Source organism: Rhodoferax sp. U11-2br, from assembly GCF_018619435.1.
Lineage (GTDB): Bacteria > Pseudomonadota > Gammaproteobacteria > Burkholderiales > Burkholderiaceae_C > Rhodoferax.
In genome coordinates, this window is sequence record NZ_JAHFZF010000019.1 from 22,869 (window position 1) to 49,723 (window position 26,855).

The window sequence follows — 26,855 nt, forward strand, 5'->3', positions numbered from 1 at the left end:
GCCGACCGATAGAATGCCATTCCCCATTCACTCCCCACCTTGCTCCATGTCTGAACGTCTTGCCGTGCTTTCGCAGTACCTGTTGCCCAAGCAGGCCCTCACGGCCTTGGCTGGGAAGGTGGCCCGTTGGCAGGGCGGCTCGGCGACCACCGCGCTGATCGCCTGGTTTGTGAAACGTTACCGGGTCAACATGACCGAGGCAGCGAACCCAGACATCGCCAGTTACGCCAGCTTCAACGACTTTTTCACCCGTGAATTAAGTAGCGGCGCCCGCCCGCTAGCGCAGGCCGAGCTGATTTGCCCGGTGGATGGTGCCATCAGCCAATTCGGCCCGATCCAGGGGCAGCAGATTTTTCAAGCCAAAGGTCACGATTACAGCTGTACCGCTCTGGTGGGTGGGGATGCCAGTCTGGCCGCCCAGTTCACGGATGGCCACTTCGCCACGCTGTACCTCAGCCCGCGCGACTACCACCGCATTCACATGCCCTGTGACGGGGTGTTGCGCCGCATGATTTATGTGCCGGGCGACCTGTTTTCCGTCAATCCGGCGACGGCGCGTGGTGTGCCGGGACTGTTTGCGCGCAACGAGCGGGTGGTGTGTGTGTTTGATGGCCCGCGCGGGCCGTTTGTGCTGGTGCTGGTGGGTGCCACCATTGTGGGCAGCATAGCCACCGTCTGGCATGGGGTGGTGAATGCCAAACGCACGGGTCAACAGGCGCAATGGCACTATGACGATCAGAGCAAAGTATTCAAGCAGGGCGAGGAGATGGGGCGCTTTTTGCTTGGCTCGACGGTGGTGATGTTATTCCCCAAAGGCCCACTCACCTTCAACCCCGGCTGGCAGCCAGGTGGTGCCATCCGGCTGGGTGAGGTTGTGGCCAACACCAAGCCGTCTGACCACCTGGCCTGACATCTGACCGCCGCCCGGAGCGGTGTCACACCCAGGCGCCGCGTCAGCCGCTGCTGCTGTTCAGCGCCATGCGGCTGTGAGGCCTTGCTTCAGTTGGCACGCAGGAACTCAGCCACGTCCAGCAGCACCAGTTCGTTGTCATCCGCCTTGTTGGGCTCGCGGCTGCTGGAGAACGGCAGGTTGTTGTCATTGCCGACCACGATGTGGGTGGCGTCCACCACATCCACGTTCTCAATCGTGAAGAAGGGGAAGGTCAGCACCCCGTCGTTCAGCGGTTTGCGTGCCAGTTTGTGTGGGTCGGCGATGGCCATCAGGTCGATGTAGCCGATCTTGCGCAGCGGACCGCCCGCATTGGCCTCATTCAGCTCCACCTTGTAGACCCGTTTGAACTTGGCCAGGTCGTGGAAACAATCGCTGCGTTTCTGGCCCTCGGGGCAGGCTTTGTCAGCCGTGCCTTCGCCGTTGTCGCGCTCGATGATCAGGCCGGTGCTCTCGTTGATCATGTTGAAGTCACCAATGGCGTGGTGGTTGGCCTCCAACACATATTTCCAGTGGCGGCCCGTCCATTGCCCGGCCTTCACGTCGAATTCGAGCACACGCAGGTACTGCTTGCCGTCCAGCACTTCGGGCGCTTTGCTGGCGTCGTCCCACAATGCGCCTTCGAGCAGGGCATACAGTTTGCTGCCGTCCTTGGAGGCGGCCATGCCTTCAAAGCCTTTGGAGCGGCGCACCTGGAACTTGACCTCCTGGTTGGGCGCAGCGGGCGTGGTGACGGCCGGGTGGTCGGGGGAGCGCACCACTTTGCCATCAACCTGGGTTTCAAACACCGCCAGCACTTTGCCCTTCAGGTCGGCCTTGATCAGGAACGGGCCCAGTTCGTCGCCAATCCACAAGGCGCCGCCCGCAAACTGGAAACTCTCGGTGTCGAAGTCCGAGCCGGTCAGGTAACGCGCCTTGGAGCCTTCGTGCACGATGCGAAACGGCACCTTTTTGTCCGGATCGTGCAGGAAGATGGTGTCGAGGCGTTTGAATTGACCCGTTTTGAAGTCCACTTTGTAGTGGTTCAGGTACAGCGCAAAGTCAGGTGAGTTGGCTTTGGAGCCGGCGCCGTTGTCAGTCAGGATCCAGAAGCTGCCGTCTGGCATGTGTTTGATGCCCGAATGCCCCTGCAGCGGCTGGCCTTTGAAGGGCAGGGAGATGCCGGTTGGTCGGCCTGCTGACAGGCCTTCAACGCTGGCCAGTTTGTCCACCCGAGTGCCGGTGGTGAATTTGCCGCTGGTTTGCAGGTCAGCTGGGGCGTCCTTGCGGGCCGCAACAAAACTGGCCGCTGGCAGGACCGCATGACCTGACAGGGTGGCCGGGTAGGCCTGTTGTGCCCACGTCGAAAGCTGGAATGTGAGCAGTGCGGCAGCAGCCAGGTTCAAACCAAGTTTGGTAGTGGGTGTCATAGGTGATGTTGACATCGTTGATGAAAACGCCACTATGGCGGCCCGCCATGACAGTTGCGTGAAACAGGCCTGGCGCTGAGGCACAGGCCTGAACCACAACTCACGACTACTTGAAGATCACGGTTTTGTGGCCGTTGAGCAGCACCCGGTGTTCGCTGTGCCATTTGACGGCGCGGGCCAGCACCTGGCTTTCGGTGTCGCGGCCTAATGCCGTCAAATCTTCCACGGTTTTGCTGTGGTCAACACGGGCCACATCCTGCTCGATGATCGGGCCTTCGTCCAGGTCTGCGGTCACATAGTGGGCTGTGGCACCAATCAGTTTCACCCCACGGTCATGTGCCTGGTAGTAGGGCTTGGCACCCTTGAAACTGGGCAGGAACGAGTGATGGATGTTGATCGCGCGGCCAGACAAAGCGCGGCACAGATCGTTGCTGAGGATCTGCATGTAACGTGCCAGCACCACCAGTTCGGCATCTTCGTTCTGGATAATCTCCAGCTGTTTGGCTTCGACCTGCGCCTTGGTGGCTGCGGTGACCGGTAGGTGGTGAAACGGCACGTTGTAACTGGCCGCCAGCTGGTAGAACTCGCGGTGGTTGGAGACGATGGCGCGGATGTCCAGCGGCAGCAGGCCACTCTTCCAGCGAAACAGCAGGTCGTTGAGACAATGGCCTTCCTTGCTGACCATGATCACTGTGCGCATCGGCTCGGCCTGCGCGTGTAATCGCCACTGCATCTCAAATGGTGCCGCAAAATCGGTCAGTTGGGTCTTGAGCTCGCTAAAGCTGAGTTTGGCGCAGGCAAACTGCACCCGCATGAAAAACAAGCCAGTGCTCTGGTCGTTGTACTGGGCGGCTTCTTCGATGTTGCCGCTGCGTTCCAGCAAGAAGCCGGAGACCGCGTGCACCAGACCCAGACGGTCCGGGCAGGAGAGGGTGAGGATGTAGACGGGGTTCATAGGGGCGATATTGTCGCAGGCCAGCAAGGGGTGGCTGCCCAACGGTTTGTTCCCGTCAGCCCCAAGACGGCTTCACAAGGTATCAGCAGACCGGATTTGCCAGCTGCGAACGCACCAGGTCGCCGCGTGACAGCGGCGTCAATGCAAGATGACCGGGTTTTGTGCCAGCTCGGCGTATTGTTCCAAGGTGTCTTCGACTTCTTCCTGGGTAGGGGTCTTGAGCTGCCAGGCTGAAATATGCTGTTGAAACAGCTCGGCCCAGGAGCCGTCGAGGTAAACCTCTTTGCCGTTGCGTTTGTCCACGATCTCAAAACCGTGGCGCGCCAGTCTTGGCACGATCAGCAGTTGCTCACCCTCCCCCAAGCTGTCTGTGGGCACGTCAGCGGCCACGGCATTGGCCAACATGTGTGTCACAGAGAAGGTGTCAGAGTCGTAAAGGGTGTGCATGGACAAATTATGCTTGATTCAAGGTGTTGCTGCAGTTGGGTGCCAAACCCGGTTTTTCAAGCTCCCATGCGATGGGCCATATCAGTCAGTTTCGGTCGCCAACTCGGTGGATCGCCATTGCTGGTCAGCGCTTTCGCCATTGGCGTCGGTGACGCGGATGCGCGCGGGCAGGTAGTCCAGTTGGGGTGCCAGCCAGACCTCAATCTTTTGCTCGTAAGGCTCACGCGGCTGGCGCTCCAGTTTCACGGTCTGGAGTGTGCCCCCCGGCAGTTCGAGAGCCTCGGCCGGCATCACAGTGAACAGCCAGACGATGGCATTGCGTGGCCCGGCGGTTTGCAGGCTGAGGGTGGTGCCGGATTCAAAGTGTGCCGGGTCGCTGGCCACCAGAGCGCCCAGTTGAAGCAGCACACTCAGTCGGTCTTGCGCGCCAGCCAGCAGGGGTGCGTCTGGTGTGTTGGCGCTGAAGCTGATCGTGCCTTGTGCCCGGTTGAAATGTGTGGCGAGTTCGCTGCGGTATTTGTCGGCAAAGCGGTCGGGCGCCAACCCGGTGCTGGTGATGTGCCCCTGGCTGGTTTGCATGCGTGACTGGCCAAAGGCGCTGTAACGCAGCCGTGCACTGTAGTGGTCGCCCAGGTTGCGCCAGAGCAACTCGGCGTTCAGACTGAACGGGAATTTGCTGGTCATCAGGGTGTAGGTCAGCCGTTTGGAGCTGCTCAGGCGCTCTGGATCGACATGTAAGGGTTTGGCGGCTGGGGCCTGCGCGATATCGGGTGTTGGCTTCGCTTCAGGTGCTGAAGCAGGAGGTTCGGGCTCAATCGCTGCCACTTGAGGGTCTGGCACCACCGCTTCGGCGGGTGAGATGTCTGTGCTGCGGGTGTCCGACACGACTGCGCTTGTGTCGACCTGGTGCTTGGGTTGAGCGGCTGCCACGCGGGTTTTTGCTTGGGGCTTGGCCTTGCTTGCCTCCACTGGCGTGGGGGCCATTGGCTGCAGGGGTAGGGGCTCCGTCACCGTGCGCGTCACAAATGTGCTTTCTGCGCGAGCGGTCTGGTTCAACGGTGTCAGGGTGTCAGAGACCAGGCCCATCAGCGCCAGATGGGCCAGCACAACAGCGGCGGTCAGCAACAACCAGCGTTGGATGGCAGAGCGGGCAGGCATGATGCGCTGAGATTATCCGCGTTGGGCTTCAGGCGCCTGCCAGCTGTTTGGCGAAAGTGCGCACACCACGCAGCATCATCTCGATCGACACCGCCACCAGCACCAGGCCCATCAGCCGCTCCAGCGCCACCACAAAGCGGTCACCTGCCACACGCTGGATGCGCTCGGCCAGTACCAGCACCACGGCGCTCACGGTCATGGTGACACACAGTGCAGCTATCCACTCCAGGCGTTTTTCGGGCGCCTGCGACACCAGCAGCAGCACCGTGGCCAGCGCGGAGGGCCCAGCGATGGCGGGGATGGCCAGCGGCACGATCAGCGGTTCCCCCATCGGCTCGGCACCCTCCACCTTGGGTGGCGGAAAAATCATGCGCAGCGCGATCAGGAACAGGATCACGCCACCACCAATCTGCAGGGACAGTTCGCTCAGGTTCATCACCCGCAGAAAACTGTCGCCGATGAACATGAAACTCAGCAACAGCACAAAGGCGATCAGTATCTCGCGCAAGATGACCCGTGCGCGGCGCTCGGGCGGGACGTTTTTCAGCGCATTGGCAAATATCGGGATGTTGCCGATCGGATCCGTGATCAGGATCAGCAGGATGGTGGCCGAGACAAAGGTGTAGTTCATGCAGCGTAGACCGTGTCCAGCGAGGCAAAACCCTTGACCTCGATCGGGTTGCCAAACGGGTCGCAAAAAAACATCGTCCACTGCTCGCCCGGTTGACCGGCAAAACGCAGTTGCGGCACCAGGATGAAGTCAAGTTGGGCAGCCTGCAGCCGCTCGGCCAACGCCTGCCAGTCGGGCAAGGCCAGGATCACACCAAAGTGCGGCATCGGCACCAAATGGTCACCCACATGTCCCGTGGCCGCAGTCTTGAACGGCTCACCCAGATGCATCGAGAGCTGGTGGCCAAAAAAGTCGAAATCGACCCAGGTGTTGGTGCTGCGGCCCTCGCGGCAACCCAGCATACCGCCGTAAAAAGCGCGCGTCTGGTCCAGGTCGGTGACGTTGAAGGCAAGGTGAAACAGGCTGTTCATGGGCCACAGGATATCAGGGCATGGCTGGGTTTTTGGCGCGGGCCGCTGCGCCAGCGGTTAAGCTTGGTCATGGCCAAGGGTTTCAAACACTTTGTTTCACGCTGACGTTCACCGCTCTGTGCGTGCGCCGCATGTCATTGTCATCGGCGCGGGGATTGTGGGTGCATCAGTCGCCTTCTTCCTGAGTCGGGCTGGCGCACGGGTCACGGTGCTGGATGCGCATACCCCCGCAGCAGGGGCTTCGGGCGCGTCGGATGGTGCGGTGTCGGTGGCCAGCAAGCGTCCTGGCCCCATGATGACCTTAGCCCAGGCGTCGCGTGCCCTCTATCACCAGTGGGTGCAGCAGGGCGTCCTGACCGATATCTACCACACCCGTCCCACCTATCTGTTTGCGCGAACGGACGAAGAAGTAGCCGTGATTGCCCAGCAGGGCGCCGATTTGATGGACCTGGGTGAACGCATTCTGCCGCTGACACACGCCGAGCTGATGCAACGGGTGCCAGGTCTGGGGCGCCATGTGCTGGCGGGCATGAAGGTGCCTGACGATGGGCATGCGCTGGGGTACCGTGTGGTGGATCGCTTGCTGCAGGTGGCCAACGCGACCATTCACCGTTTTACCCCGGTGCACCGCCTGCTCCTGTCGGGTGAGCGCGTGGTGGGTGTTGTGACACCCAATGGCACGTTGGTGGCCGATATGGTGGTGGCCGCTGCAGGCCTGGGCACGGGGGCATTGGTGGGCTTGGACAAGGTGTTGATCCCGCGCAAAGGGCAACTCATCGTGACTGACCGCGCATCCTTATCGGGCCCGGCTTTGCCTGGGCCTTTGATGTCTGCCGGGTACCTGGCGGCCAAACGACGTATGGTGCTGGGCCAACGCAGCGCCAGCCTGGTGATTGACCCGCTGGAGACAGGCCAATTTTTGATCGGCAGCAGCCGCGAGACCGGGTTTGCCGACCGCCAAACCGACATCCACACTGTCTCCAGCCTGTTGCGTGAGGCTCTGGCGGTGGTGCCCGCGCTGGCTCAAAGGCGGGTGATCCGCACCTTTGCCGGCATTCGCATTGGCACCCAGGACGGTCTGCCGATTGTCGGGCGGCATCCCATGCTGGCTGGCCTTTTCATTGCCACCGGCATGGAGGGTGACGGTATCTGCCTGGCGCCGGTGATGGGGTCGGCGCTGGCCAGGATGGTGATTGATGATGACGCGGGGGGGCAGGATGTGTCGGCCTTGGACCCCGGCCGTTTTGGTGATTTGCCCCTGGCCGACCTGAGCTGAGCGGGCGCCCCGGCGCTACCCAAGGGTTTGGCCTGATGACGGGCATGTGCAAGCTGTTATCCTTGCAAATACATTTGTGCAAATGAAAATGCAAAACACGCAGTCCCCTACGTTTTTCTGGAACCAGTTGGTCATATCGTTTGACCCGGGTGAAAGCATTGCTGCCGCCTTGTTGCGCAGCGAGGTGTTTCGACTGGGCGCGGCTGTGGGGGGGCTGCAGGGGCGCTATTTTTGCGGCATTGGCAACTGCCAGGCCTGTCTGGTGTGTGTGGACGGTGGCAGTCCGGTGGAGGTTTGTTTAACGCCCGCGCAGCCGGGCATGCGCCTGACGCCCGTGCTGCAGGTCGACCGCCCGCCCGGGGGGGCCCCGTGACCCAGCCGTCTGATGTCTTGATTGTGGGAGCGGGCCCGGCGGGCTTGTCTGCGGCCACGGAGCTGGCGCGTCACGGTGTGCGCAGCCTGTTGGTGGAGCAGCGCGACCAGATTGGTGGGGCCATTTTTCGGCGCCATGTGGGCACCGGCCCCAGCCAGTGGGTGATGCCTGAACACCAGCGCCGCCGACGCGATGCCTTGATGCAAGCGGTGGCGCAGGCGGGGGCATACATCAGCCCCCTGATGCAATCGGTGCTGATCGGTGTAGACCGCGATGGCCGGTTTTTAATTGACAACCGGCCGCTGGGGCGGGTGCAGAGTGTCCGGCCCAAGGCGGTGATTCTGGCGGTGGGCGCTGTGGAGCAGGTGAACCCGCGTGAAGGCTGGGAGCTGCCGGGGGTGGTTACGGCGGGGGGCATGCAGGTGCAGTTTAAGGAAACGGGTCGTGTGCCTGCTGGCTCGGTGGTGCTGGCGGGCAGTGGCCCGCTGCTGCTGGCGTTGGCGGCCCAACTGGCTGCGGCGGGCAACCCTCCTTTGGCGGTGCTGGAACATGCCCAGCCGCTGGCCGCGATGTGGTGGCAGGGCCGCTCTGTGATCCAGGCGCTGCGCAGTTGGCCTCTGGTGCAAGAAGCTGCGCTGTATGCCCGGGAACTGTGGCGCGCCCGTGTGCCCTACCTGATGGGCTGGCAGGTGGTATCGGTGATGTCAGAGGGTGATCAGCTGTTGGTCACCGGGCAACACCACAGCGGCATTCGACGTCAATTTCAGGTGCGGCACCTGGCTCTGCACGACGGTCTTCGCCCCAACACCACCGGCCTGCCCAAGGTGAGTCACAACGAGTCGGGCTGTATCGTGCACGCCGGGGATTGTCGCGAGGTGCTAGGTGCGGCCGCTGCGGTGGACGATGGTCGCCGCGCTGCATGGCAGGTGCTGCGTTCCCTGGGCCAGCCCGGCGCAGAAAACGCCCAACTCGACCAAGCCATTGCCGCCGCCAGGCGCACGCAAAACGCCTTGTCCCAGCTGTTTCAGACTCCCCCTGTCGTACCCACGGCCAACACCGTGGTCTGCCGTTGTGAAGGACTGCGCCGTGCTGATTTTGAACGTCTGCAGCTGGCGGGTTCTGCGCATGAGCTGCGTTTGGTCGGGCGGTTTGGCATGGGCAACTGCCAGGGACGGTACTGCGCCCACGCCGTCAGTGCCCTGGCACAGGAGCACGGTGTGCTGTTTGAGCCCGGTGCGCTCAACGGTGAGGTGCCACGCTGGCCGCTGCGCCCGGTGGCCTTGACCGCACTGGCGGCCTATACCGGCAACGAATCTGTTTAACCCCCGGCACGGAGCTGCCTTTTTTTGAAGGAGAAAAGTGATGACAACCCACCCACACCGCCGACTTGTTCTGGCTGTCGCCGCACTGACCGTGGCCGCACTGAGTGCACCCGCCTGGGCGCAAGCGGGCGCTGATTTGTCCACCTGGGACCGCATCAGCAGCAGCAAAACCCTGCGTATCGCGGCGGTGGCCGGTGGTGCGCCCAACTACCAGAAAGACCTGGCCACAGGGGCGTGGAGCGGCATCATGATTGACCTGGCCAACAACCTGGCGACCAAACTGGGGGCCAAGCTGGAGATTTCCGAGACCACCTGGGGCAACGCGGTGCTGGACCTGCAGTCCAACAAGATCGATATCTTTTTTGGTCTGAACCCGACGCCGCAGCGCGAAAAAGTCATCGCCTTTTCTCAGCCACTGTTCAACAACGCCTACAGCCTGATCGCCAAAAAGGGCTTCAGTCCCAAAACCTGGGCCGAGATGGACACACCGGCGGTGACCATTGCGGTGGATGTGGGCTCGTCCTACGACAACCTGGTGACCACGATGTACACCAAGGCCAAGATCCTGCGTTTTGAGAAGTCGGCCGATGCCACGCTGGCGGTGCAAACCGGGCGTGCCGATGTGCAGCCGCTGGTGGTGACGCTGTCCGCTGGTATTGTCAAAAAGAACCCAGGCATTGGCCAGGTGGTGGTGCCTGAGCCCATCAAAAGCACCTCCACCAATGCGGGCCTGCGTATGGAGTCAGACCAGCGCTGGCGCGCCTATGTGGACGAGTGGATCGCCGAGTTGCGCCGCACCGATGCCATCAACCCCATCGTGTTGGGCAATCTGGACAAACTCATGAACATCAAGCGCGAAGAGATTCCGGCCATTGTGAGCTTCTGAGGCGTACCCTGGTGGCAAGTTTGAGACGGCGCTGAACCAAGGAGTGGGCATGTACGAGTGGAACTTTGGCTACCTCTGGCAATACCGCCAGCTGTTTGCCAACGGCCTGATGGTCACCGTGGGCTACAGCCTGCTGTGTATTGTGTTGGGCATGGCGGTCGGGCTGATCGCGGGCATCGGCGGCCTGGCCAAAACGCGGCTGCTTGCCTTGCCTTTGACATGGTATGTGGAGCTGTTTCGGGCCACGCCGGTGCTGGTGCTGATCATCTGGTTTTATTACGCGTTGCCGGTGTTGATCGGGGTGGCCATGACGGCCTCGGTGGCGGCGGTCCTGGCTTTGTCGTTGTACGGCGGGGCGTTTTATTCCGAGATCATCCGGGGCGGTATTGTCTCGATCGACCCGGGCCAGAGTGATGCCGCACGCGCGCTGGGCATGACCCGGTTTCAGGTGATGCGCCGGGTGGTGTTGCCACAAGCCTTGCGGCGCATGACGCCACCGCTGATGAACCAATCGATCATGCAGCTCAAAAACACCTCGCTGCTCTCTGTGCTGGCGCTGCCCGATCTGGTGTATCAGGGCCAGGCGGTGGCGCACGAAACCTATCGCCCGCTGGAGGCCTACACCCTGATTGCCCTGATGTACATCGCCATTTTGTTGCCCGCGAGCAAGCTGGTGCGCCGGCTGGAGTCACAACGCGCCAAGTAAGCCACCCACCTGACAATGAAACACGCCAGACGCCACGCCATGATCGACATCCACGGGTTACAGAAAAGTTTTGGGGACCACCTGGTCCTCAAAGACATCCACATGCACATCAACAAAGGGGCGGTGGTGGCGCTGCTCGGGCCATCCGGTTCGGGTAAATCCACGCTGTTGCGTTGTATCAACCTGTTGACCATTCCCGACCAGGGCAGCATCCGCGTGGGCAGCCATGAGATGCACTACTCGGGTGATGCCACCCGCCTGCCCGGCGACCGGGCTCTGGCGCGTTTTCGGGCCAACACCGGCATGGTGTTCCAGCATTTCAACCTCTTTCCGCACATGACGGTGCTGCAGAACGTGATGGAAGGTCCACTGACCGTGCTGCGTTTGCCCAAGGCCCAGGCGCGTGAACGGGCGCAGGCGCTGCTGGCCAAAGTGGGTCTGCAAGACAAGGTGGACCAGCGCCCCGAGCAACTCTCTGGCGGCCAGAAGCAGCGCGTGGCGATTGCCCGCGCCCTGGCCATGCAGCCCCAGGTGATGTTGTTTGACGAGGTGACCTCGGCGCTCGACCCCGAGCTGGTGGGCGAGGTGCTGGGGGTGATCCGCGAACTGGCGCTTGATGGCATGACCATGGTGCTGGTGACCCATGAAATGGCGTTTGCGCGTGAGGTGGCCGACCAGGTGGTTTTTATGCGCGACGGTGTGGTGCTGGAAAGTGGCCCGGCCAAAGAGGTGATCGACAACCCGCAGCACAGTGCCACCCAGCAGTTTTTTGCGCGTTACCACGCGGGCACCAAGGTTTGACGGAGGTCAAGGTATTGCTCATGGCTGGTCGAGCTTGACTGAGGTCAAGTTATCATCCGCCACCATGTCCCTTCTGCACCTCCTGCGCAACACCCCCTGGCTCGCCAAACTGGCGCTGCTATGGTTTGCCTTGACGTTGGGTGTAGCGGTGGCATCCCCCTTGGTGGACTCGCAGCAGGAGTTGCTGATCTGCACCTCGACCGGCATGGCCAAGGTGGTGTTGCATGACGACGGCTCGGTCACCACCAGTCCGGTGGACCAGGCGCACTGCCCGCTGTGTATGACAGGTGGTTTGCCAGCCAACTTTGCCAGCCTGGTGTTTGAGCCGGTATTGCCGCTGGGCCGGGTGCTGCAAAGCATTCCTGCGGCGCGCCTCGCAACGCTCACGGCCGCACCGCCACCCTCGCGTGGCCCGCCCAGCTTTCTCTAAGCTACCCCATCTATAGCTATCGGCCCTTTATCCATAAGGGCTGGAGGCTGATTTAATCAGTATTTGCGCAGAAACACCTCAGTCCCACAGGCTGGCTCTGGTGTGGTTTGCGTCGGCTGAAACGCCTTTGTCTCCCGGCACAGCGTGCCATTCTTAACCTGAAGGAAATCCCATGAAGTTGACATCCCTGATGACCGCTGCCGCCCTGGCCTGTGTGGCCCTGAGTGCCCTGGCCCACGAGACCGTCGAGGTCCAAAACGCCTGGGCGCGCGCCACCGTCAAAGGCCAGATGGCCTCCGGTGCGTTCATGACCCTCACTGCCAAGGACGGCGCCAAGTTGGTGGGCGCGGCCTCGCCGGTGGCCGGTGTGGCACAGGTGCACGAGATGAAGATGGACGGTGGTGTGATGAAGATGGCTGAAGTCAAGGGTGGCCTGGATCTGCCCGCAGGCAAGGCGGTGGCGCTCAAACCCGGTGGTTACCACGTCATGCTGATGGACCTCAAAGAGCAGCTGGTCAAAGACAGCACGGTGCCTGTGACACTCATCTTCAAAGACGCCAAAGGGGTCGAGAGCAAGTTGGAACTCAAGCTGCCGGTGGCCACCACCGCGCCGGATGGCATGGCTGGTATGGACCATTCTAAACACGGCATGTCCGCTGCCAAGCCCTGAGTCAGTCTGACCACCACCACCCACACTGACCAAACACGCCATGTCCAGCCCGCTGACGACCGTGCTGCGCCGCCCTCGGGTGGTGTGGCTGGCGCTGTGGATCGCGCTGCTGGGCGCGCTGGTTCCGACGCTGTCGCATGCCCTGGTGTGGGCACGTGGTGATGCGGCGCTGGTGGAGATCTGCACCACCACCGGGCAGCGTTGGGTGGTGGTGGCGCAAGCACCGGCCGATGGGGCGATGCCTACATCAGACGCATCGGGTGACCCGGCTTCTGCCCAAGGGCTGAAGCACTGCCCGTTCTGTCTGCTGTCCGCCGAGCGCCTCAGCACCCCGCCACCGCCCCCGTTCGTGCCCTTGGTGCTACCTGGGCAGGCCGTGCCAGCACAAAGTCGGCAGCTCTTCGCTTCACTTTTATTGTTTGTTGTTACACCGCCACCGCGCGGTCCACCTGCTTTCCTGAATATCCAATTTCATAGTGCTTGATCCAGCCCTGATAAGGGCTACAGGCATATTTTTTGGTTAGTTGGGAGAGTGTCATGGTCTCATTGTTGCGCCTTCAGGGTGCGCTTTCTTCTCTGCGGCCCACGGGTTGGCGCCGCTGGATGGTCTCGCTGCTGCTTATCCTGCCCTTGTGGGTGTCAGCGCATGGTGTGCGCAAAGGTGAACTGCTGATGGATCACCCCTATGCGGTGCCCAGTGCACCGGGTGCAGCGCAGGGCCAGGTCTACTTTCGGGGCATCCAGAACAAGGGAGCGCAGCCTGACCGTCTGTTGGGCGCCAGCACACCCCAGGCCGCCCGGGTGGTGTTGGAGCGCCTGATCCCCGAGGCCCACGGCCTGCGCACGCAGGCCGTGTCGGCCATCAACCTGCCTGCCAAAAACACCATCCGGCTGCGCCATACCGGTGACTACCAACTCACGCTGCTCGACCTCAAGTCGCCGCTCAAAGATGGCGACCGCTTTGATGTCACGCTGGACTTTGAACACGCGGGCAGCCAGACCGTGCAGGTGTGGGTGCAGACCCCGCGTGCGCTGTCCGTCAGCCATGCCGAACACTGAGCGTGAATGCCCCCTGTTTTTTGAACCCAGGAACACACCATGTCTTCCCCCAAACTTCAAACCTTCCATCACGCCATGGCCTTGGCGCTGCCCGCGCTGTGCCTGTTGTGCACCCATGCCCGGGCCGCTGACGAGGCGGTTGCGGTACTGCCTGCCGTTATCGTCACCGGCACACCAGACAACATCAGCCCGGCGCCCGGCGCCACCTGGGTGAACAAAACCACGCTGGCACCCAAGCTCGCCGCCACCAGCGACACCGCCTGCCTGCTGTCGGACATCCCCGGTCTGAGCCTGTATGGTGCGGGCGGTGTCTCCAGCCTGCCGGTCATCCACGGCCTGGCCGATGACCGCCTGCGCATCCAAGTCGATGGCATGGACCTGATTGCGTCCTGCCCCAACCACATGAACCCGGCGCTGTCCTACATCGACCCGTCTCAGGTGGATGTGATCAAGGTCTATGCCGGTATCACCCCGGTCAGCGTGGGCGGTGACAGCATTGGCGGCAGTATCGCGGTCAGCTCACGTGCGCCGGAATTTGCCGCGCCGGGGCAAGCGCCCATCAGCAAGGGCGAGGTGGGCACCTTCTACCGCAGCAACAACAACGCGCGCGGCTTGAACCTGTCGGCCACCTACGCCACCGACAGCTTCAACATCAGCTACAGCGCCGCCACCGCCAAGGCCGACAACTACACGGCCGCCGGGGACTTCAAGACCAGCATGTCCACCGGCCGCGCCGGGCACACGCTGCCTCTGGACGAGGTCGGCTCCAGTGCCTACGACACCCGCAACCAGACCCTGGCACTGGCCTACAAAAACGACAACCACCTGTTCGAGGCCAAATTTGGTGTGCAGGACATGCCCTACCAGCTGTACCCGAACCAGCGTATGGACCTGCTCAAGAACGACCAGAACAGTGTGAACCTGCGTTACCTGGGCCAGTTTGACTGGGGTGCACTTGAAGCCAGGGCTTATCACGAGAACGTGGACCACTTCATGGACTTCGGTGCGGACAAACAGTTTTTCTATGGCCCCAATTTGCCGTCCACGATTGTTGCGCCAGGCATGCCGATGTACACCCAGGGGAAAACCACGGGGCTGAGTGTCAAAGCGGACAAAATCCTGTCACCAACGGAGTTGTTGCGCCTCGGTGTCGACTTGCAGCAGTACCGGCTCAATGACTGGTGGCCGCCGTCCCCTTCGTCGCTGGATGGCATGGTTTCAGCCCCGGGCGTGCCTGCCACTTCGGGCGGCATGGCCCCAGACACCTTCTGGAACATCAGGGATGGCCAACGCGACCGCACCGCGTTGTTTGCCGAGTTGGAGTCCAAGCTTGACGCGCAGTGGCTGACACTCTTGGGTCTGAGATACGAACGGGTGACAACCAATACCGGGAACGTACAAGGCTACAACACCGTGATGGCCGGATATGCAGCTTCTGCGGCCGCCTTCAATGCGCGGGAACACCGGCGAACGGATCACAACTGGGACCTGACGGCTCTGGCGCGGTACACGCAGAGTGAGCGCAGCGATGTCGAGTTCGGTTTCTCCCGCAAGACGCGCTCGCCCAACTTGTATGAACGTTACTCCTGGTCACAGAACTCCATGGCTTTGGAGATGAACAATTTTGTGGGTGACGGCAACGGTTATCTCGGTAACCTTGACTTGAAGCCTGAGGTGGCGCACACACTGTCCGCCACTTTGGATGTTCACGCACCAGACCGTGCCTGGGGTTTCAAGGCGACCCCCTATTTCACCCAAGTCTCGAACTACATCGACGCTGTTCGTTGTGCCGGTTCCGGCACGATGATGAACGCACTGTGCAGTGGCGCAGGCAATGCCACGGCAGTCGGCAAGTTTGTCAACCTCCAGTACGCCAACCAGCCCGCACGCCTGTACGGTGTGGATTTGTCGGGTCACATGCCACTGGCCAACAACGCTTGGGGCCAATTCGGGTTCAAGGGTCTGTTGAACTACACCCACGGTACCAACCGCGACACCGGCGATGCACTCTACAACGTGATGCCGCTCAATGCCAAGCTGGCGCTGACCCAAAAACTGGCAGGCTGGGACAACAGTCTTGAGCTGGTGATGGTGCAGGCCAAAGACAGCGTTTCCAGCGTGCGCAACGAGGTCAAGACCCCCGGCTACAGCCTGGTCAACCTGCGTGCCAGCCACAGCTGGAAAACGGTGCGTCTCGACTTTGGTGTGGAGAACCTGTTGGATAAGTTCTATTCCTTGCCCACAGGGGGTGCCTACACCGGCCAAGGCAGCACCATGAGCATCAACGGTATTCCTTATGGCATTGCCGTGCCGGGCGCTGGTCGATCTGTGTATGTGGGTCTGAATCTCAAGTTCTGAAACTTTGTGCTGGCTGCGCCGCCACGTGGGTGCGCGCAATCTCAGCGCTGTTTTTGTCAAAGCTGCATTTTTAACCTGGAGAATTCATGCGTTTTTTTGTCACGAAGTCTGTGCTGCGCCGCCTGTTGGGTGTGTGGTTGGCCGTTTTTGCCCTGTGTGCCTGGTCGGCCACGGTGGAAGTCACCGATGCCCTGGGCCGCAAGGTCAAGGTCAGCAGCCCGGTACAGCGGGTTGCGCTGAATTTCAACTTTGAGGAGTTCACTGCCGTGGCAGGCAAGGACAACTGGGCCAAGGTGGTGGGTATTTCCCGCGCTCCCTTTGAGGGCTGGCGCCCGGTGATCTTCAGCCGTTATGCCGCAGTCATTCCGAACCTGCAGGCCATGCCCGACATCGGGCATTCGGACGATGGCACCTTCAGCGCTGAAAAAGTCATCGCGCTCAAACCCGATGTGTTGTTCATCTCCGAGTGGACTTACAAGTCATTGCAAATCGCACGTGAGCAGATCGAGGCCGCGGGCATCCCGATTGTGGTGATCGACTACAACGCCCAGTTGCTGGAGCGCCACCTGAGTTCCACCCGAGCCATCGGCAAGGTGATGGGCACCGAGGCCCGCGCCGAGGAACTGGCCAAACTCTACGAGCGCGAGTACAACGGTGTGCTCTCACGTATCGCCAAGGCCGGTGGCTCGACGCACAAAAAAGTCTATGTGGAGCTTGGCCAAGCCGGTGCTGACACCGTGGGCAACAGCTACAGCGGCACCATGTGGGGCAAGATATTGACCACGCTGGGCGCGGTCAACGTGGCCGATGGCAAGCTGCCCGGCCCTTGGGGCCCGGTGAACCCCGAGGCGGTGATTGCCGACAACCCGGATCTGATCTTTATCACCGGCTCCAGCTGGGTCAACAAACCCAAAGCTGTCAAAACCGGCTACCAAGCCACACCTGAGATAACCCGTGCGTCGCTGCGACCTTATGCTGAGCGCGCTGGTTGGGCCAACATAAAGGCTGTAAAAGATGGTGAGGTACACGCCATCGAAGCGGGTCTGTCGCGTAGCCTGTTTGACTTTGTCGCTTTGCAGTACATCGCCAAGCGCCTGTACCCGGACGCCTTCAAGGATGTGGACCCCGAGGCCTCGTTCAAGGCCTACCACGCCAAGTACCTGCCAGTCGCTTATGCCGGTACCTGGATGCTGCCGCTCAAGCCGTGAGTGCCGTGATCTCTCCCGCCCTGGCAGCGGATGCCGTCAGCACCGAATACCGGCGCAGCATGGCTCGCCGTGCGCTGGTGCTGCTGATGGCGCTGGGTCTGTTGCTGCTGGGGGTGCTGCTGGATGCCGCCACCGGGCCGGCCATGCTGCCCTTGGGGGATGTGGCACGCGCTGTGTTCGGTTTTCCCGCCGACAGCTCGGTGCAGGCCATCGTCTGGTCGATCCGTTTGCCCGTGGCCTTGATGGCGCTGGCGGTGGGTGCCGCGCTGGGCTTGTCGGGCGCGATCATGCAGACCATCCTGAACAACCCGCTGGCCTCAAGTTACACGCTGGGCCTCTCGGCCGGGGCCGGTTTTGGCGCCTCGCTGGTGATTGTGCTGGGCCTCAGTCTGCCGGTGCCTGACAACTATGCCATTGCCGCCAATGCCATGTTGTTCGCCGGTGTGGCCTGCGCCGGGGTGTACTGGATTGGTGGCGCTCGCAACGCGTCTGCCGAAGGTCTGGTGCTGGCCGGTATCGCGCTGTTGTTTCTGTTTCAGGGGTTGTCCAGCCTGTTGCAGATGGTGGCCTCACCCGAGTCGCTGCAGCAGGTGGTGTTCTGGTTGTTTGGCAGCCTGCAAAAGTCCACCTGGCCCAAACTGGGGGCCATGCTGACGGTGCTGGCAGTGTGCGTGCCCTGGCTGGCGCGGGATGTCTGGGGCCTGACCGCGCTCAAACTGGGTGATGCCAGGGCAGCTGCGCTGGGAGTCAACGTCAGTGCCTTGCGCATCCGCTCCTTTGTGCTGATCTCGGCCTTGACCGGTGTCGCGGTGGCCTTTGTCGGCACCATCGGTTTTGTCGGCCTGGTGGCACCGCATCTGGCGCGCATGCTCATTGGCGAAGACCAGCGTGGTTTTTTACCCGCTTCGGGCTTGCTTGGTGCTGTGTTGTTGTCGCTGGCCTCGGTGGCCAGCAAGACCATTTCACCGGGCGCGATTTTTCCGATTGGCATCGTCACCTCCTTGATTGGTGTGCCGTTTTTTATCTGGATGGTCTTGCGCAACCGCAAGAGTTACTGGTGAGGCCATGAACATTTCCCTTCAATCTCTCAGCGTTGCGTATGGCTCACGTGTGGTGTTGCACCCGATTGATTTGTGCGCGCAGCCGGGCCGGGTGCTGGGCATCGTCGGGCCGAATGGATCGGGCAAGTCCACCCTGGTCAAGGCGGTCGCCGGACAGGTCAAGGCCAGCGGCCAGTTGCTGTTCAACGGCAGCGCACAGCGGCCATCAGGATCCATTGCTTACATGCCGCAGGACCAGCTGAGCCTGGCGGCGCTCAGTGTGCTGGAGGTGGTGCTGCTTGGACGTTTGCAGCAGTTGCGCCTGAAGGTGCAGCCTGACGACCTGGCCGCGGTGCGCCGGGTTCTGCAGCGCCTGGGTATCGAGGACCTGGCCGGGCGCGATGTGCGCGAACTCAGCGGTGGCCAACGCCAGATGGTCTTTCTGGCCCAGGCGCTGGTGTCTCAGCCCAAGGTGCTGTTGCTTGATGAGCCCATCAGCGCGCTTGATATCTGCCACCAGCTGGAGGTGCTGGAGGTGGTGCACCAGACCACCCGCCAGCAAGGCCTGACCACGCTGCTGGTGTTGCACGACCTCAACGCCGCCGCCCGCTTCTGTGACGACGTGGTCCTGCTCAAAGACGGCCACCTGCTGGCCTGTGGCAACCCGGCCCAGGTGCTGACAGTGGCCCATGTGGCGCAGGCTTTTGGGGTGGAGACCGAGGCGCTGCGCTGTGCTGATGGCACCGGTGTGCTGGTGCCCAAGCGGGCTGTGCCGAAGCACATGAACGCTATGGATGACATAGCTAGGTGTGCTTTATGAGTAAGGTCTAGAGGCCAATTTAATCCATGGAGGACAGCATGAACAAGCAGCTTCCCGACACACCCACCCGCCACCTGGCCGCGCGCGAGGCGCTGGTGCCTGATGAGCTGCGCCTGCCCTGGCGCGTGGTCTCAGGTGTGTTGCGGGTGGACAGCGCCCCCAAGGGTGAGCCCGCGCGTTTTGTGCGCCTGGCGCTGCCCGGTGATGTGGTGGGGGTGGAGCGTTGGGTCGGCAGCAACGACAGCCTGCGCCTGCGCGCGGTGATTGCCGCCCGCCTGACGCCGGTGGACGCCAGTGGCGACGCGATGATGCAGATCCTGATGGAAACCGTGGTGGTGGCACACCAGCGTTGCCGCGAGGTGGTCAGCCTGCGCAGCGGCCCGGCGGCGCGGCGTATTCAGGCCTTGCTGCTGATGTTTGCCCAAAGTGGTGTGGCTGAGGGTGTGGATGAGGGCTTGGCCACCCAGAACTTTGCAGTGCCGCATCTGTCTGACCTGAGCGCGATTCTGGACATCGCCCCTGAGACCGCCTCGCGTGCCTTCACCAGCATGCGCAGCGGTGACTTTCTGGCCGAGCGCCGACCCCAGAAAGCGCGGCTGCGTGGGTCCGTGGCGCTTGGGTTGGAGATGGCGACCGGCCTGTCCACGGTGCTGGCGCCGGGCACCTAGACCAGGTGCCCTGATCATCCACTGGGTAGGGCCGCATTGGGGTAAGCTGTGGCCACCCCAGCACCCACCAAGGAGACTTTCATGAGCGACACATCCAGCACCGGATTTGGCCAGTTTGTTCCGGGCTTTGACTTTTTGCAGAATTTGGCCAAAAACACCTCGCAGGCCATTCCGCAGATGCCCAACATGGCCAACTGGATTGCACCCACGCTCAGCGTCGAGGAGCTCGACAAACGCATCTCCGAACTCAAGGCGGTGCACTTTTGGCTGGACCAGAACTCTAAGGCGCTGGCTGCCACCGTGCAGGCGCTGGAGGTGCAAAAAATGACCCTCGCGACCTTGAAGGGCATGAACTTCAACATGACCGATGTGGCCAACGCTTTCAAGCTCAAGGCCGCTGACACCGTGGCCTCGGGCCTGCAGAAAGTCAGCGACACCGCTGCCGCGACCGTACAAACCGTGAGTGATGTGGCGGGCAAAACCGAAGACATGGCCAAAAAAGTCGGCGAGGCCGCCAAACCCGCCGCTGCCGCTGCGGTGGCGGGCCTGGTTGACCCGATGCAGTTGTGGAACTCGCTGACCCACCAGTTCCAGGCCATTGCCGCCAGCGCCATGGCCGAGGTCGGCAAAGCCAGCGCCAAGGATGTCGGCAAGAAGTTGGTCAAGGGGGCCGCCAAGGGGGTGGCCAAACAGGTCAGCAAAGCGTCGGTGGTGAGTCCACCCGCCAAAAAGGCAGTAGTCAAACGGGTTGCTGCCAAGGCCCCTGCCAAAGCTGCCGCCAAGAAAACAGCTGAGGCCAGCGCCCGTGGTGTACGCAGACGGTGAGACTGCTTCCCGACCTTCCATTTGAAAGCCTGCGGGCCCTGACATGAAACTTTTTCCTTACGCACACGCCACCCACCCGCGCTGGGACATGGCCGCCGGTCTGGTGCTGGCGCAGTTGCGCGCCCAAATGAGCTTGCATGGCTACGCCGCTAACCCGACACTGGCGCTGCTCTATATCACCGACCCCTATGTATCGCAGGCGCAGGAGATCCTGGCCTACCTGAGTGCTGAGTTGCCGGAGGTGACCGACTGGTCCGGCACCGTGGGTGTGGGCATTGCCTCCAACAACGTCGAGTACTTTGACGAGCCCGCGATGGCGGTCATGTTGTGTGAGCTGCCCAGTGACCAGTACCGCGTGTTTTCGGGGGTGGCGCCGCTGGGCATGGCGTTTGAGGCTCACACCGCCCTGGTGCATGCTGATCCGCACACGGTGGACATGACCGAACTGGTGGACGAGATGGCGGCCCGCACCGATTCGGGTTACCTGTTTGGTGGTTTGTCCAGCAGTCGCGGCAAGACGGTGCAGTTTGCGGTGGCGGGGGACGGCAACGTCAAGGGCCAGGGGGCTGCCAGCGGGGTGTTCAGTGGTGGCCTCAGTGGTGTCGCTTTCGGGCCAGGAATCAACCTGGTGTCGCGTGTGACCCAGGGCTGCCTGCCGCTGGCGGGTGCGCACCAGATCACCGCCGCGCAGCACAACGTGGTGCTGGGGCTCGACGGCGAACCTGCGTTGGAGGTGCTGCTGCGTGAGCTCAATGTTTCGCTCGACCAACCCCGTGAGGCCCTGCACGCGGTGCGTGCCACGCTGGCGGGCTTGACCGAACGCGGTGCGCAGGCCGGTGTGGCGGGCGACGCCCCCACCATCACCCGCACCGGCAACTTTGGCAGCGATGTGCTGGTGCGCCACATCATTGGCCTGGACCCGGCGCGTCTGGGCATTGCGCTGGCATCACCAGTCAAAGAAGGCATGGAACTGGCGTTTTGCCAGCGCAACGTGCAGGCCGCCCGCGCCGACCTGCGCCGGGTGTGTGCTGAAATCCGTGAGGAGCTGGAGCCGCAGGAGCTGGCGCTGGAGTCCGCCACCGCGCTGGCCGCCAGTGAGGCCGAGGCCGCACCCCATCCGGCGCGCGGCATCGCCGGGGCGATTTATGTGAGTTGCTCCGGGCGCGGCGGTGAGCATTTTGGCGGCCCGAGTGCGGAGTTGCAGATCATCCGCCACGCGCTGGGCGACGTGCCACTGGTCGGCTTTTTTGCCGGTGGCGAAATCGCCCGCAACCATTTGTACGGCTACACCGGGGTGCTTACCGTTTTTACGTGAGGTCTGTCTCTCGCCCTTTGGTGGGTGAACGGCAAAGCGCTTTCAGTGGTTCACCCTTGGTCAGACAGCGTGATGCACAAGCCTCACGCTGTCCCTGTCCGGATGCTGTTCTGAAGCGCTGTACCAGGCGGGGTCTGGCCGCCAAGCTTTCACCCAGGCCGGCAAGTCGCTGGCGGGCATCGGTCGTGCAATGCCATAACCCTGGGCCAGGTCACAACCCAGCGTCATCAGCATGCTGCCCTGCCCGACGGTCTCTACGCCCTCGGCAATCACCTCGCGTTTGAAAGCAGAAGCCAAGCTGATCACACTCTGCAAAATCGGCAGATCCTCCGGGTCTTCGAGCATGTTGCGCACAAAACTCTGATCGATCTTGATCATTTTGACGGGCAGGCGTCGCAAATAGGTGAGTGATGAGTAGCCTGTGCCAAAGTCGTCCAGGGCAAAACCGACTTTGAACTGTGCGCAGGCCTCAATCAGGTCGGAAATCTGTTTGATATCTGCCAGTGCGCTGGTCTCGAGGATCTCCAGCTCAAGGTGGGACGGAGGTACCAAGGGGTGGCGTGCCAAGATATCGCGCAGGCGCAGCACGAAGTCGGGTCGCTGTAACTGGCACGCTCCAATGTTGACGCTGACCGCCATGTCCAGGCCAAGGGCCCGCCAAGCGTCGATCTGGGTCAATGCGGCGTGGATCACCCACTCTCCCAAGTCGATCGACAGCGGGTGGTCGTCCACCAAGGGCAAAAACTCGGCGGGTGCCAACAGACCCCGTTCGGTGTGTTGCCAACGTATCAGGGCCTCTACACCCACCACGGTGCCGGTTCGCATATTGACCTTGGGTTGGTAATACAAGACAAACTCACGGTCGTTTAACGCTGCACTGATGCGTTCCAGGCTCTCGTTGCGCAGACGGATGCCATTGTCTAGAACAGCATCAAAGACATGGATGCGGTTTTTTCCTGCCAGCTTGGCCTGGTACATCGCCTGATCGGCTTGGCGCAACAACTGGTCGGCATCGATGGGCTGCGCTTGAGGGTAAAAGCTGACGCCGATGCTGGCAGACACCTGGAGTTTTTGACCCGCAACCACGAGTGTTTGTGAGGCTGCATCCAGCAATCGACGCAACATGGGCAGGCTGGCTTCGCCATGTGTGAGGTCCCCCATCACCGCCACAAACTCATCACCACCCAGTCGGGCCAGCGTGTCCTCTTCGCGCAAGACCTGTTTCATGCGATCAGAGACTTGTATCAACAACTGGTCACCGGCTTCATGGCCATACTGGTCGTTGATGGTTTTGAAACCGTCAAGGTCAAGGTAGCCGATCGCCATCATCTTGCCGCGACGCTCTGTTTGCGCCAGACCTTGGTTCAGACGATCTGACAGCAGCAAACGATTGGGCAGGTTGGTGAGGGCATCAAAATGCGCCAGGTGTTCCAGCTGACTCTGGTGCTCTCGGATGGCGGTCACGTCTGTGAACAAGGCCACGTAGTGTTCAATACTTCCGTCCGTGCCCAGCACGGCCGTCACCGTCAGTGCTTCCAGGTAGAGCTGGCCGTTTTTGCGGCGGTTCCAGAGTTCTCCATACCAGTGACCTTTGCTGCGAAGGTCTTTCCACATGGCGACATAAAACGCTTTGTTCTGGCGCGTCGAACTCAACAGACTCGGGTTCTTACCCAGGACCTCATCTCGCTCATAACCGGTGATGCGGGTGAATGCGCCATTGACGTTCAGAATGGTGCCATCTGCCTTGGTGATCATGATGCCCTCTCGGGCATAGGTGAAGACACTGGCTGCCTGCATGGCACTTTCGGCCTTTTTTTGTTCGGTCACGTCGCGCGCAGCGGCAAACACACCCAGCACCTTGCCCTGCTCGTCACGGTATAGGCTGGCGTTATAGAGCACATCCGTGAGCTTGCCGCTGATGTGGCGGATAACCAGCGGATAGTCGGTGACAAAGCCTTTGGCAAAGACCTGCCGGTAGCCTTCGCGGGCATGGACCGGGTCGGTGAAATAGTCCGCGAAATCACTGCCGACCAACTCCGCACGGGCCAGCCCGGTGACGCGCTCGGTTGCGGTGTTGATGTCGGTGATCTTGCCTTCGGCACTGATGGTGACCAGCGGGTCCAGGCTGGCTTCGAGCAGGCTGCGGGAATACCGCGACACCTGTTGCTCGATCAATCGACGCTGGCGCTGGGCTCGCCAAGCGATGACGCCGATCACGACCAGCGCGGCCAACACAGCGATGATCACCAACAACCAGCGGCGCACCCAGGCCTGAATCAAAGCCAAAGGCTCTGGCCGAATGCTGATCCATTGGTCCAGCACGGCCTGGCGTTCCTGGTCTGGGATCGAGGCCAGTGCTTTGGACAGAATATCGCGCAGAACCGGCAAATCCTTGCGAACACCAAAGCTCAGCTCATAGGTGAAATCAAAAGCGGCAAACAAACGAAGGTTCGCAATCTTCTCTCGCTCAATAAAAAAGGAGGCGCTGGCCACATCCATGATGACCGCGTCCACCTCCCCAAAGGACAGTTTGCGCATACCGTCCAAGTCATCGGGAACCAGGGTCAGCTGGATCGTCGGGAACTTGTTCTCCAGGTATTTCTGGACACCATAGCCCTTGCCGACCGCGACGCGTTTGTCCGCAAAGCTGGCGGGCCATTGCCCTTGTGGAAAGCCCGCCTTGACGATGATCGCTGTGGGAACGCTGAGATAGGGCTGGGTGAAATTCAGATACTGCGCGCGTTCTGGTGTTGCTTTCAGTGATGTCACAACATCCGACTGGCCCTGTTGAACCCCAGCCAGGATGGTTTGCAGGTTTTGTGCCGGCAGGATTTGAAAACGGGTGCCCAGCTGCTTCTGAAGCAACGCAAGCATGTCCGCCGAGATGCCATGCCAGGCCTGCGATTCAACGAAGCTGAAAGGTGGGTAGTTTTCCTCTGGCGCGATGCGGATCTGATCGACGTGGTGATCAATCCACTCAAGCTCCTGCGCCGTCAGAAAACTGCTCTGGGTACCTGCGGCCCAAGCCGGGGCAACAAACATGTTGCAGACAACCGCGCCCAGCGCTAACAGTCTTCTCATCCAGATGGTCCGGTGTTGTCTCACGGATGGCAGCCCTCGCAAGTTCGGGTTGTGACGTGTACTGACACTGACACAGGCAGTGTTGCATGAGTGCGGTGCATGATGCCACAGCGCTGTGGGTGCGTGTTGCATCGGTTGCAGCCGACAGGACGCAAGCTGACCAGCGAAGGGGCATCCGCGCTTCCGCTGCGTCAGGTGTCATCGCTGGTTAAGAGGGCGTGGTGCATAATTCACCCCCCTGAGGAAGTCCTGCAAAACACGGGTATACAAGTGTCCAGGCGGCTTCTGAAAGCCTTGTTTATCAATGAGTTATGCGATGGGTGGGTTTGGGTTCAGACCCGCAGGTCGCGCCCAGCACCGTACCCCGGCTAACGGGGGCTACCCCACGCGCCACTTAAGCAACACGTCTCATGCAGCATAAAGACCATTACGCCGCCTTGGGTTTGCCCAGCTCGGCCTCACTTGCCGATATCAAGAAGGCTTTTCGTCAGCAGGCGTCCGTGCATCACCCCGATCGCAACGACTCGCCCCAAGCGCCGGCGCGGTTTCGTGCGGTGCAAGAGGCGTATGAGGTGCTGTCGGACCCGGACCGGCGCAAAGCCTATGATGACAATCGCCAGCGCAACCTGCTAGACAACCCTCTGGAGACGGCACGCGCGATCTGGCTTGACTATTTTGGCCGCCTGGTTTGAGGCCGGCCGTTTGGAAGGAACTGCGATGAGCATGTCTGCATTTTTTCGTGCTTTGCACAACGCCTACCAGGCGGAGATTGATGACCTGACCTCGGACTCCGAGGGCAAGGATGTGCTGCGCCAGCGCTTGCAGGAAAAGCGCAGCCAGCTCACTTTTTTAAGCCAGATGATGGAAACCGCGCCTGAAATGGTGGCGGTGGTTTTTCATGGTGGCTTCCAGTTCAAGCTGCCAGCCGTCATGGAACATCTGCTGACCCTGGAGTCCGACGAGTTCCCCGACTGGGACAGTCTGGCGGATGCGGTTCACATGGCGCCGTGGGCCAGCAAGCTGGCCGATGTGTTGCTCAAGCAGCCGATGGGTGATTGGTTCATGACGGTGGCTGCCACGCTGGAGTACCTGTACCAGCGGCCGTCGCCGCACCAGCAAGACCATGCCAACGACGAGGAGCCCGCGGAACACACCGACCACGGCAGCCGTTCGCAGGCCCGCCATCTGGACCATGGTCACGACTTTGACGCGGATGATGACCACGCCCACAGGACCGACCAGGACCACGACGAAGCCAGCGCCGACTGGCTCGAAGGCCAGGGTTTTGACCGCAAGGAGTGACATGAAACATTTGGCCCTGATCGAAAAAACCCAATCCCTGATTGCCGCCGGTGACATCGTGGGCGCCGAGTCGGCTTTGGTTGAACTGGCCGATACCCAGGGAGATGGCGCGCTGATGGAGGTGCTGGCCGAGCTGCCTCCCAAAGACGTGTTGGCGGTGATCCGCGAGTACGACAACTCCAAGTCATCCATCATCAATCTGATGCTCACGCCCGAGCAGTTTGCCCGCGCCGTGGTCATTGAAAAGCAGTACCGTGACCTGACCCGCGGCCATTTGCGCGGCATGATGAACTCGGTGATCTTCCGTGATGGTGCCGACCCGCTGGCGTTTTTGACCGCGATTGGTGACCTGGAGGGTGGCAGCGAGGCACTGGCCGACTACTTTGAGGAAAAGTGGAGCCGTGTGGAGGCTTTCGCCCGTGCCGGTGTGTTTGACACCGTCGAGGATGACGGCGACATGGTTTCTGAAGACGACCTGCGCGCCAACGCGTGGGCGCGCCCGCGAGTGGACCAAGACGAGGTGGCCGACCAGGACTGGATGCAACTGGCCTGGCTGCTGCGCCACGAGTTGCCCGACCTGTTCATTGAAATGCTGCTGGTGTTGCGCGCCAAAGCACGGGCTTTTGAGCTGGGGCTGGATGCCGAAGACCTGCCCGAGGACGACGGCAAGGTGGAGACCCGTGACACCGACCTGGGCAAAGCCACACCCGCAGCGCGCGAGTCAGACGAAGAATCCGCCATCTAGCCTTGTGGGCC

The 26,855-nt window shown here is 61.5% G+C and carries 28 protein-coding genes; 21 read left to right on the forward strand and 7 right to left on the reverse strand.

All coding sequences use genetic code 11. The features are described 5' to 3' along the window. Positions 1–46: 46 nt before the first annotated feature. A complete protein-coding gene (asd, locus tag KKO72_RS13020) occupies positions 47–910 on the forward strand; it encodes an archaetidylserine decarboxylase (RefSeq protein WP_214938917.1) in 864 nt (287 codons plus the stop codon). An 89-nt stretch (positions 911–999) separates the two neighbouring features. Here asd and KKO72_RS13025 read toward each other — a convergent pair whose 3' ends face one another. From KKO72_RS13025 to KKO72_RS13050, 6 genes are all read right to left on the reverse strand, one after another. Beyond that, the gene (locus tag KKO72_RS13025) at positions 1,000–2,358 is read right to left on the reverse strand and encodes an esterase-like activity of phytase family protein (protein ID WP_214938921.1); all 1,359 of its coding nucleotides are present in this window, start codon (positions 2,356–2,358) and stop codon (positions 1,000–1,002) included. 106 nt (positions 2,359–2,464) lie between these two features. Next, positions 2,465–3,313, reverse strand: a complete 849-nt coding sequence (purU, locus tag KKO72_RS13030; RefSeq protein ID WP_214938924.1) for a formyltetrahydrofolate deformylase — start codon at positions 3,311–3,313, stop codon at positions 2,465–2,467. A 138-nt stretch (positions 3,314–3,451) separates the two neighbouring features. Continuing rightward, positions 3,452–3,760 (reverse strand): DUF3567 domain-containing protein, encoded by a 309-nt coding sequence (locus tag KKO72_RS13035; protein ID WP_214938928.1) that lies wholly within the window; start codon positions 3,758–3,760, stop codon positions 3,452–3,454. Positions 3,761–3,841: 81 nt separating this feature from the next. Further along, the gene (locus tag KKO72_RS13040; RefSeq protein WP_214938932.1) at positions 3,842–4,918 is read right to left on the reverse strand and encodes a DUF3108 domain-containing protein; all 1,077 of its coding nucleotides are present in this window, start codon (positions 4,916–4,918) and stop codon (positions 3,842–3,844) included. A gap of 28 nt (positions 4,919–4,946) precedes the next feature. Next, positions 4,947–5,549 (reverse strand): MarC family protein, encoded by a 603-nt coding sequence (locus KKO72_RS13045; protein ID WP_214938935.1) that lies wholly within the window; start codon positions 5,547–5,549, stop codon positions 4,947–4,949. Beyond that, a complete protein-coding gene (locus KKO72_RS13050) occupies positions 5,546–5,959 on the reverse strand; it encodes a VOC family protein (protein ID WP_214938938.1) in 414 nt (137 codons plus the stop codon). The genes KKO72_RS13045 and KKO72_RS13050 overlap by 4 nt, the downstream gene beginning before the upstream one ends. A 91-nt stretch (positions 5,960–6,050) precedes the next feature. Here KKO72_RS13050 and KKO72_RS13055 point away from each other — a divergent pair, with 91 nt between their 5' ends. The 17 genes from KKO72_RS13055 (at position 6,051) to KKO72_RS13135 (ending at position 21,716) form a co-directional block, all read left to right on the forward strand. Next, positions 6,051–7,235 (forward strand): FAD-binding oxidoreductase, encoded by a 1,185-nt coding sequence (locus KKO72_RS13055; protein WP_214938941.1) that lies wholly within the window; start codon positions 6,051–6,053, stop codon positions 7,233–7,235. Positions 7,236–7,317: 82 nt separating this feature from the next. Next, positions 7,318–7,608, forward strand: a complete 291-nt coding sequence (locus KKO72_RS13060) for a 2Fe-2S iron-sulfur cluster-binding protein (protein WP_214938944.1) — start codon at positions 7,318–7,320, stop codon at positions 7,606–7,608. Then, on the forward strand, positions 7,605–8,930 hold the full coding sequence (locus tag KKO72_RS13065; RefSeq protein ID WP_214938947.1) for an FAD/NAD(P)-binding oxidoreductase: 1,326 nt from the start codon (positions 7,605–7,607) through the stop codon (positions 8,928–8,930). The genes KKO72_RS13060 and KKO72_RS13065 overlap by 4 nt, the downstream gene beginning before the upstream one ends. 40 nt (positions 8,931–8,970) lie before the next feature. Then, complete coding sequence (locus KKO72_RS13070) at positions 8,971–9,816, forward strand: transporter substrate-binding domain-containing protein (protein ID WP_214938950.1); 846 nt, start codon at positions 8,971–8,973, stop codon at positions 9,814–9,816. 49 nt (positions 9,817–9,865) lie between these two features. Beyond that, complete coding sequence (locus KKO72_RS13075; RefSeq protein ID WP_214938953.1) at positions 9,866–10,522, forward strand: amino acid ABC transporter permease; 657 nt, start codon at positions 9,866–9,868, stop codon at positions 10,520–10,522. A gap of 15 nt (positions 10,523–10,537) precedes the next feature. After that, the gene (locus tag KKO72_RS13080) at positions 10,538–11,323 is read left to right on the forward strand and encodes an amino acid ABC transporter ATP-binding protein (protein ID WP_305849453.1); all 786 of its coding nucleotides are present in this window, start codon (positions 10,538–10,540) and stop codon (positions 11,321–11,323) included. Positions 11,324–11,387: 64 nt separating this feature from the next. Further along, entirely contained in the window at positions 11,388–11,753 is a 366-nt protein-coding gene (locus tag KKO72_RS13085; RefSeq protein ID WP_251140637.1) for a DUF2946 family protein, read from the forward strand. Between the two features lie 172 nt (positions 11,754–11,925). After that, on the forward strand, positions 11,926–12,423 hold the full coding sequence (locus KKO72_RS13090; RefSeq protein ID WP_214938956.1) for a copper chaperone PCu(A)C: 498 nt from the start codon (positions 11,926–11,928) through the stop codon (positions 12,421–12,423). A 40-nt stretch (positions 12,424–12,463) separates the two neighbouring features. Next, complete coding sequence (locus KKO72_RS13095) at positions 12,464–12,907, forward strand: DUF2946 family protein (protein ID WP_214938959.1); 444 nt, start codon at positions 12,464–12,466, stop codon at positions 12,905–12,907. 53 nt (positions 12,908–12,960) lie between these two features. Further along, on the forward strand, positions 12,961–13,482 hold the full coding sequence (locus tag KKO72_RS13100) for a copper chaperone PCu(A)C (RefSeq protein ID WP_214938962.1): 522 nt from the start codon (positions 12,961–12,963) through the stop codon (positions 13,480–13,482). A 39-nt stretch (positions 13,483–13,521) separates the two neighbouring features. After that, a complete protein-coding gene (locus KKO72_RS13105; protein WP_214938967.1) occupies positions 13,522–15,840 on the forward strand; it encodes a TonB-dependent receptor in 2,319 nt (772 codons plus the stop codon). Between the two features lie 86 nt (positions 15,841–15,926). Next, positions 15,927–17,048, forward strand: a complete 1,122-nt coding sequence (locus tag KKO72_RS13110; RefSeq protein ID WP_214938970.1) for an ABC transporter substrate-binding protein — start codon at positions 15,927–15,929, stop codon at positions 17,046–17,048. A 5-nt stretch (positions 17,049–17,053) separates the two neighbouring features. Next, positions 17,054–18,109, forward strand: a complete 1,056-nt coding sequence (locus tag KKO72_RS13115) for a FecCD family ABC transporter permease (RefSeq protein WP_371736878.1) — start codon at positions 17,054–17,056, stop codon at positions 18,107–18,109. A gap of 4 nt (positions 18,110–18,113) precedes the next feature. Next, a complete protein-coding gene (locus KKO72_RS13120; protein WP_214938973.1) occupies positions 18,114–18,908 on the forward strand; it encodes an ABC transporter ATP-binding protein in 795 nt (264 codons plus the stop codon). 38 nt (positions 18,909–18,946) lie between these two features. Then, a complete protein-coding gene (locus KKO72_RS13125; protein WP_214938976.1) occupies positions 18,947–19,576 on the forward strand; it encodes a hypothetical protein in 630 nt (209 codons plus the stop codon). Positions 19,577–19,657: 81 nt separating this feature from the next. Continuing rightward, complete coding sequence (locus KKO72_RS13130; RefSeq protein WP_214938979.1) at positions 19,658–20,401, forward strand: PhaM family polyhydroxyalkanoate granule multifunctional regulatory protein; 744 nt, start codon at positions 19,658–19,660, stop codon at positions 20,399–20,401. A gap of 43 nt (positions 20,402–20,444) precedes the next feature. Beyond that, positions 20,445–21,716 carry an FIST C-terminal domain-containing protein gene (locus tag KKO72_RS13135; RefSeq protein WP_214938995.1) on the forward strand — a complete coding sequence of 424 codons (1,272 nt, stop codon included), beginning with the start codon at positions 20,445–20,447 and terminating at the stop codon, positions 21,714–21,716. A 60-nt stretch (positions 21,717–21,776) separates the two neighbouring features. Here the strand turns inward: KKO72_RS13135 and KKO72_RS13140 are convergent, their stop codons facing one another. Then, complete coding sequence (locus KKO72_RS13140) at positions 21,777–24,797, reverse strand: EAL domain-containing protein (protein WP_214938998.1); 3,021 nt, start codon at positions 24,795–24,797, stop codon at positions 21,777–21,779. A 410-nt stretch (positions 24,798–25,207) separates the two neighbouring features. Here KKO72_RS13140 and KKO72_RS13145 point away from each other — a divergent pair, with 410 nt between their 5' ends. From KKO72_RS13145 to KKO72_RS13155, 3 genes are read left to right on the forward strand one after another with little or no spacing between them, the layout of a single operon-like run. Next, complete coding sequence (locus KKO72_RS13145; RefSeq protein ID WP_078364537.1) at positions 25,208–25,489, forward strand: DnaJ domain-containing protein; 282 nt, start codon at positions 25,208–25,210, stop codon at positions 25,487–25,489. 31 nt (positions 25,490–25,520) lie between these two features. Beyond that, complete coding sequence (locus KKO72_RS13150) at positions 25,521–26,099, forward strand: hypothetical protein (protein ID WP_371736879.1); 579 nt, start codon at positions 25,521–25,523, stop codon at positions 26,097–26,099. A gap of 1 nt (position 26,100) precedes the next feature. Beyond that, positions 26,101–26,844 carry a hypothetical protein gene (locus KKO72_RS13155; protein WP_078364536.1) on the forward strand — a complete coding sequence of 248 codons (744 nt, stop codon included), beginning with the start codon at positions 26,101–26,103 and terminating at the stop codon, positions 26,842–26,844. Positions 26,845–26,855: the final 11 nt, after the last annotated feature.

Bases quoted from the DNA above. Each gene is read 5' to 3' on its own strand.
- asd (WP_214938917.1), top strand. From the start codon at position 47: ATGTCTGAACGTCTTGCCGTGCTTTCGCAGTACCTGTTGCCCAAGCAG.
- KKO72_RS13025 (WP_214938921.1), bottom strand. From the start codon at position 2,358: ATGACACCCACTACCAAACTTGGTTTGAACCTGGCTGCTGCCGCACTG.
- purU (WP_214938924.1), bottom strand. From the start codon at position 3,313: ATGAACCCCGTCTACATCCTCACCCTCTCCTGCCCGGACCGTCTGGGT.
- KKO72_RS13035 (WP_214938928.1), bottom strand. From the start codon at position 3,760: ATGCACACCCTTTACGACTCTGACACCTTCTCTGTGACACACATGTTG.
- KKO72_RS13040 (WP_214938932.1), bottom strand. From the start codon at position 4,918: ATGCCTGCCCGCTCTGCCATCCAACGCTGGTTGTTGCTGACCGCCGCT.
- KKO72_RS13045 (WP_214938935.1), bottom strand. From the start codon at position 5,549: ATGAACTACACCTTTGTCTCGGCCACCATCCTGCTGATCCTGATCACG.
- KKO72_RS13050 (WP_214938938.1), bottom strand. From the start codon at position 5,959: ATGAACAGCCTGTTTCACCTTGCCTTCAACGTCACCGACCTGGACCAG.
- KKO72_RS13060 (WP_214938944.1), top strand. From the start codon at position 7,318: ATGAAAATGCAAAACACGCAGTCCCCTACGTTTTTCTGGAACCAGTTG.
- KKO72_RS13070 (WP_214938950.1), top strand. From the start codon at position 8,971: ATGACAACCCACCCACACCGCCGACTTGTTCTGGCTGTCGCCGCACTG.
- KKO72_RS13075 (WP_214938953.1), top strand. From the start codon at position 9,866: ATGTACGAGTGGAACTTTGGCTACCTCTGGCAATACCGCCAGCTGTTT.
- KKO72_RS13080 (WP_305849453.1), top strand. From the start codon at position 10,538: ATGAAACACGCCAGACGCCACGCCATGATCGACATCCACGGGTTACAG.
- KKO72_RS13085 (WP_251140637.1), top strand. From the start codon at position 11,388: ATGTCCCTTCTGCACCTCCTGCGCAACACCCCCTGGCTCGCCAAACTG.
- KKO72_RS13090 (WP_214938956.1), top strand. From the start codon at position 11,926: ATGAAGTTGACATCCCTGATGACCGCTGCCGCCCTGGCCTGTGTGGCC.
- KKO72_RS13095 (WP_214938959.1), top strand. From the start codon at position 12,464: ATGTCCAGCCCGCTGACGACCGTGCTGCGCCGCCCTCGGGTGGTGTGG.
- KKO72_RS13100 (WP_214938962.1), top strand. From the start codon at position 12,961: ATGGTCTCATTGTTGCGCCTTCAGGGTGCGCTTTCTTCTCTGCGGCCC.
- KKO72_RS13105 (WP_214938967.1), top strand. From the start codon at position 13,522: ATGTCTTCCCCCAAACTTCAAACCTTCCATCACGCCATGGCCTTGGCG.
- KKO72_RS13110 (WP_214938970.1), top strand. From the start codon at position 15,927: ATGCGTTTTTTTGTCACGAAGTCTGTGCTGCGCCGCCTGTTGGGTGTG.
- KKO72_RS13120 (WP_214938973.1), top strand. From the start codon at position 18,114: ATGAACATTTCCCTTCAATCTCTCAGCGTTGCGTATGGCTCACGTGTG.
- KKO72_RS13125 (WP_214938976.1), top strand. From the start codon at position 18,947: ATGAACAAGCAGCTTCCCGACACACCCACCCGCCACCTGGCCGCGCGC.
- KKO72_RS13130 (WP_214938979.1), top strand. From the start codon at position 19,658: ATGAGCGACACATCCAGCACCGGATTTGGCCAGTTTGTTCCGGGCTTT.
- KKO72_RS13135 (WP_214938995.1), top strand. From the start codon at position 20,445: ATGAAACTTTTTCCTTACGCACACGCCACCCACCCGCGCTGGGACATG.
- KKO72_RS13140 (WP_214938998.1), bottom strand. From the start codon at position 24,797: ATGAGAAGACTGTTAGCGCTGGGCGCGGTTGTCTGCAACATGTTTGTT.
- KKO72_RS13145 (WP_078364537.1), top strand. From the start codon at position 25,208: ATGCAGCATAAAGACCATTACGCCGCCTTGGGTTTGCCCAGCTCGGCC.
- KKO72_RS13150 (WP_371736879.1), top strand. From the start codon at position 25,521: ATGTCTGCATTTTTTCGTGCTTTGCACAACGCCTACCAGGCGGAGATT.
- KKO72_RS13155 (WP_078364536.1), top strand. From the start codon at position 26,101: ATGAAACATTTGGCCCTGATCGAAAAAACCCAATCCCTGATTGCCGCC.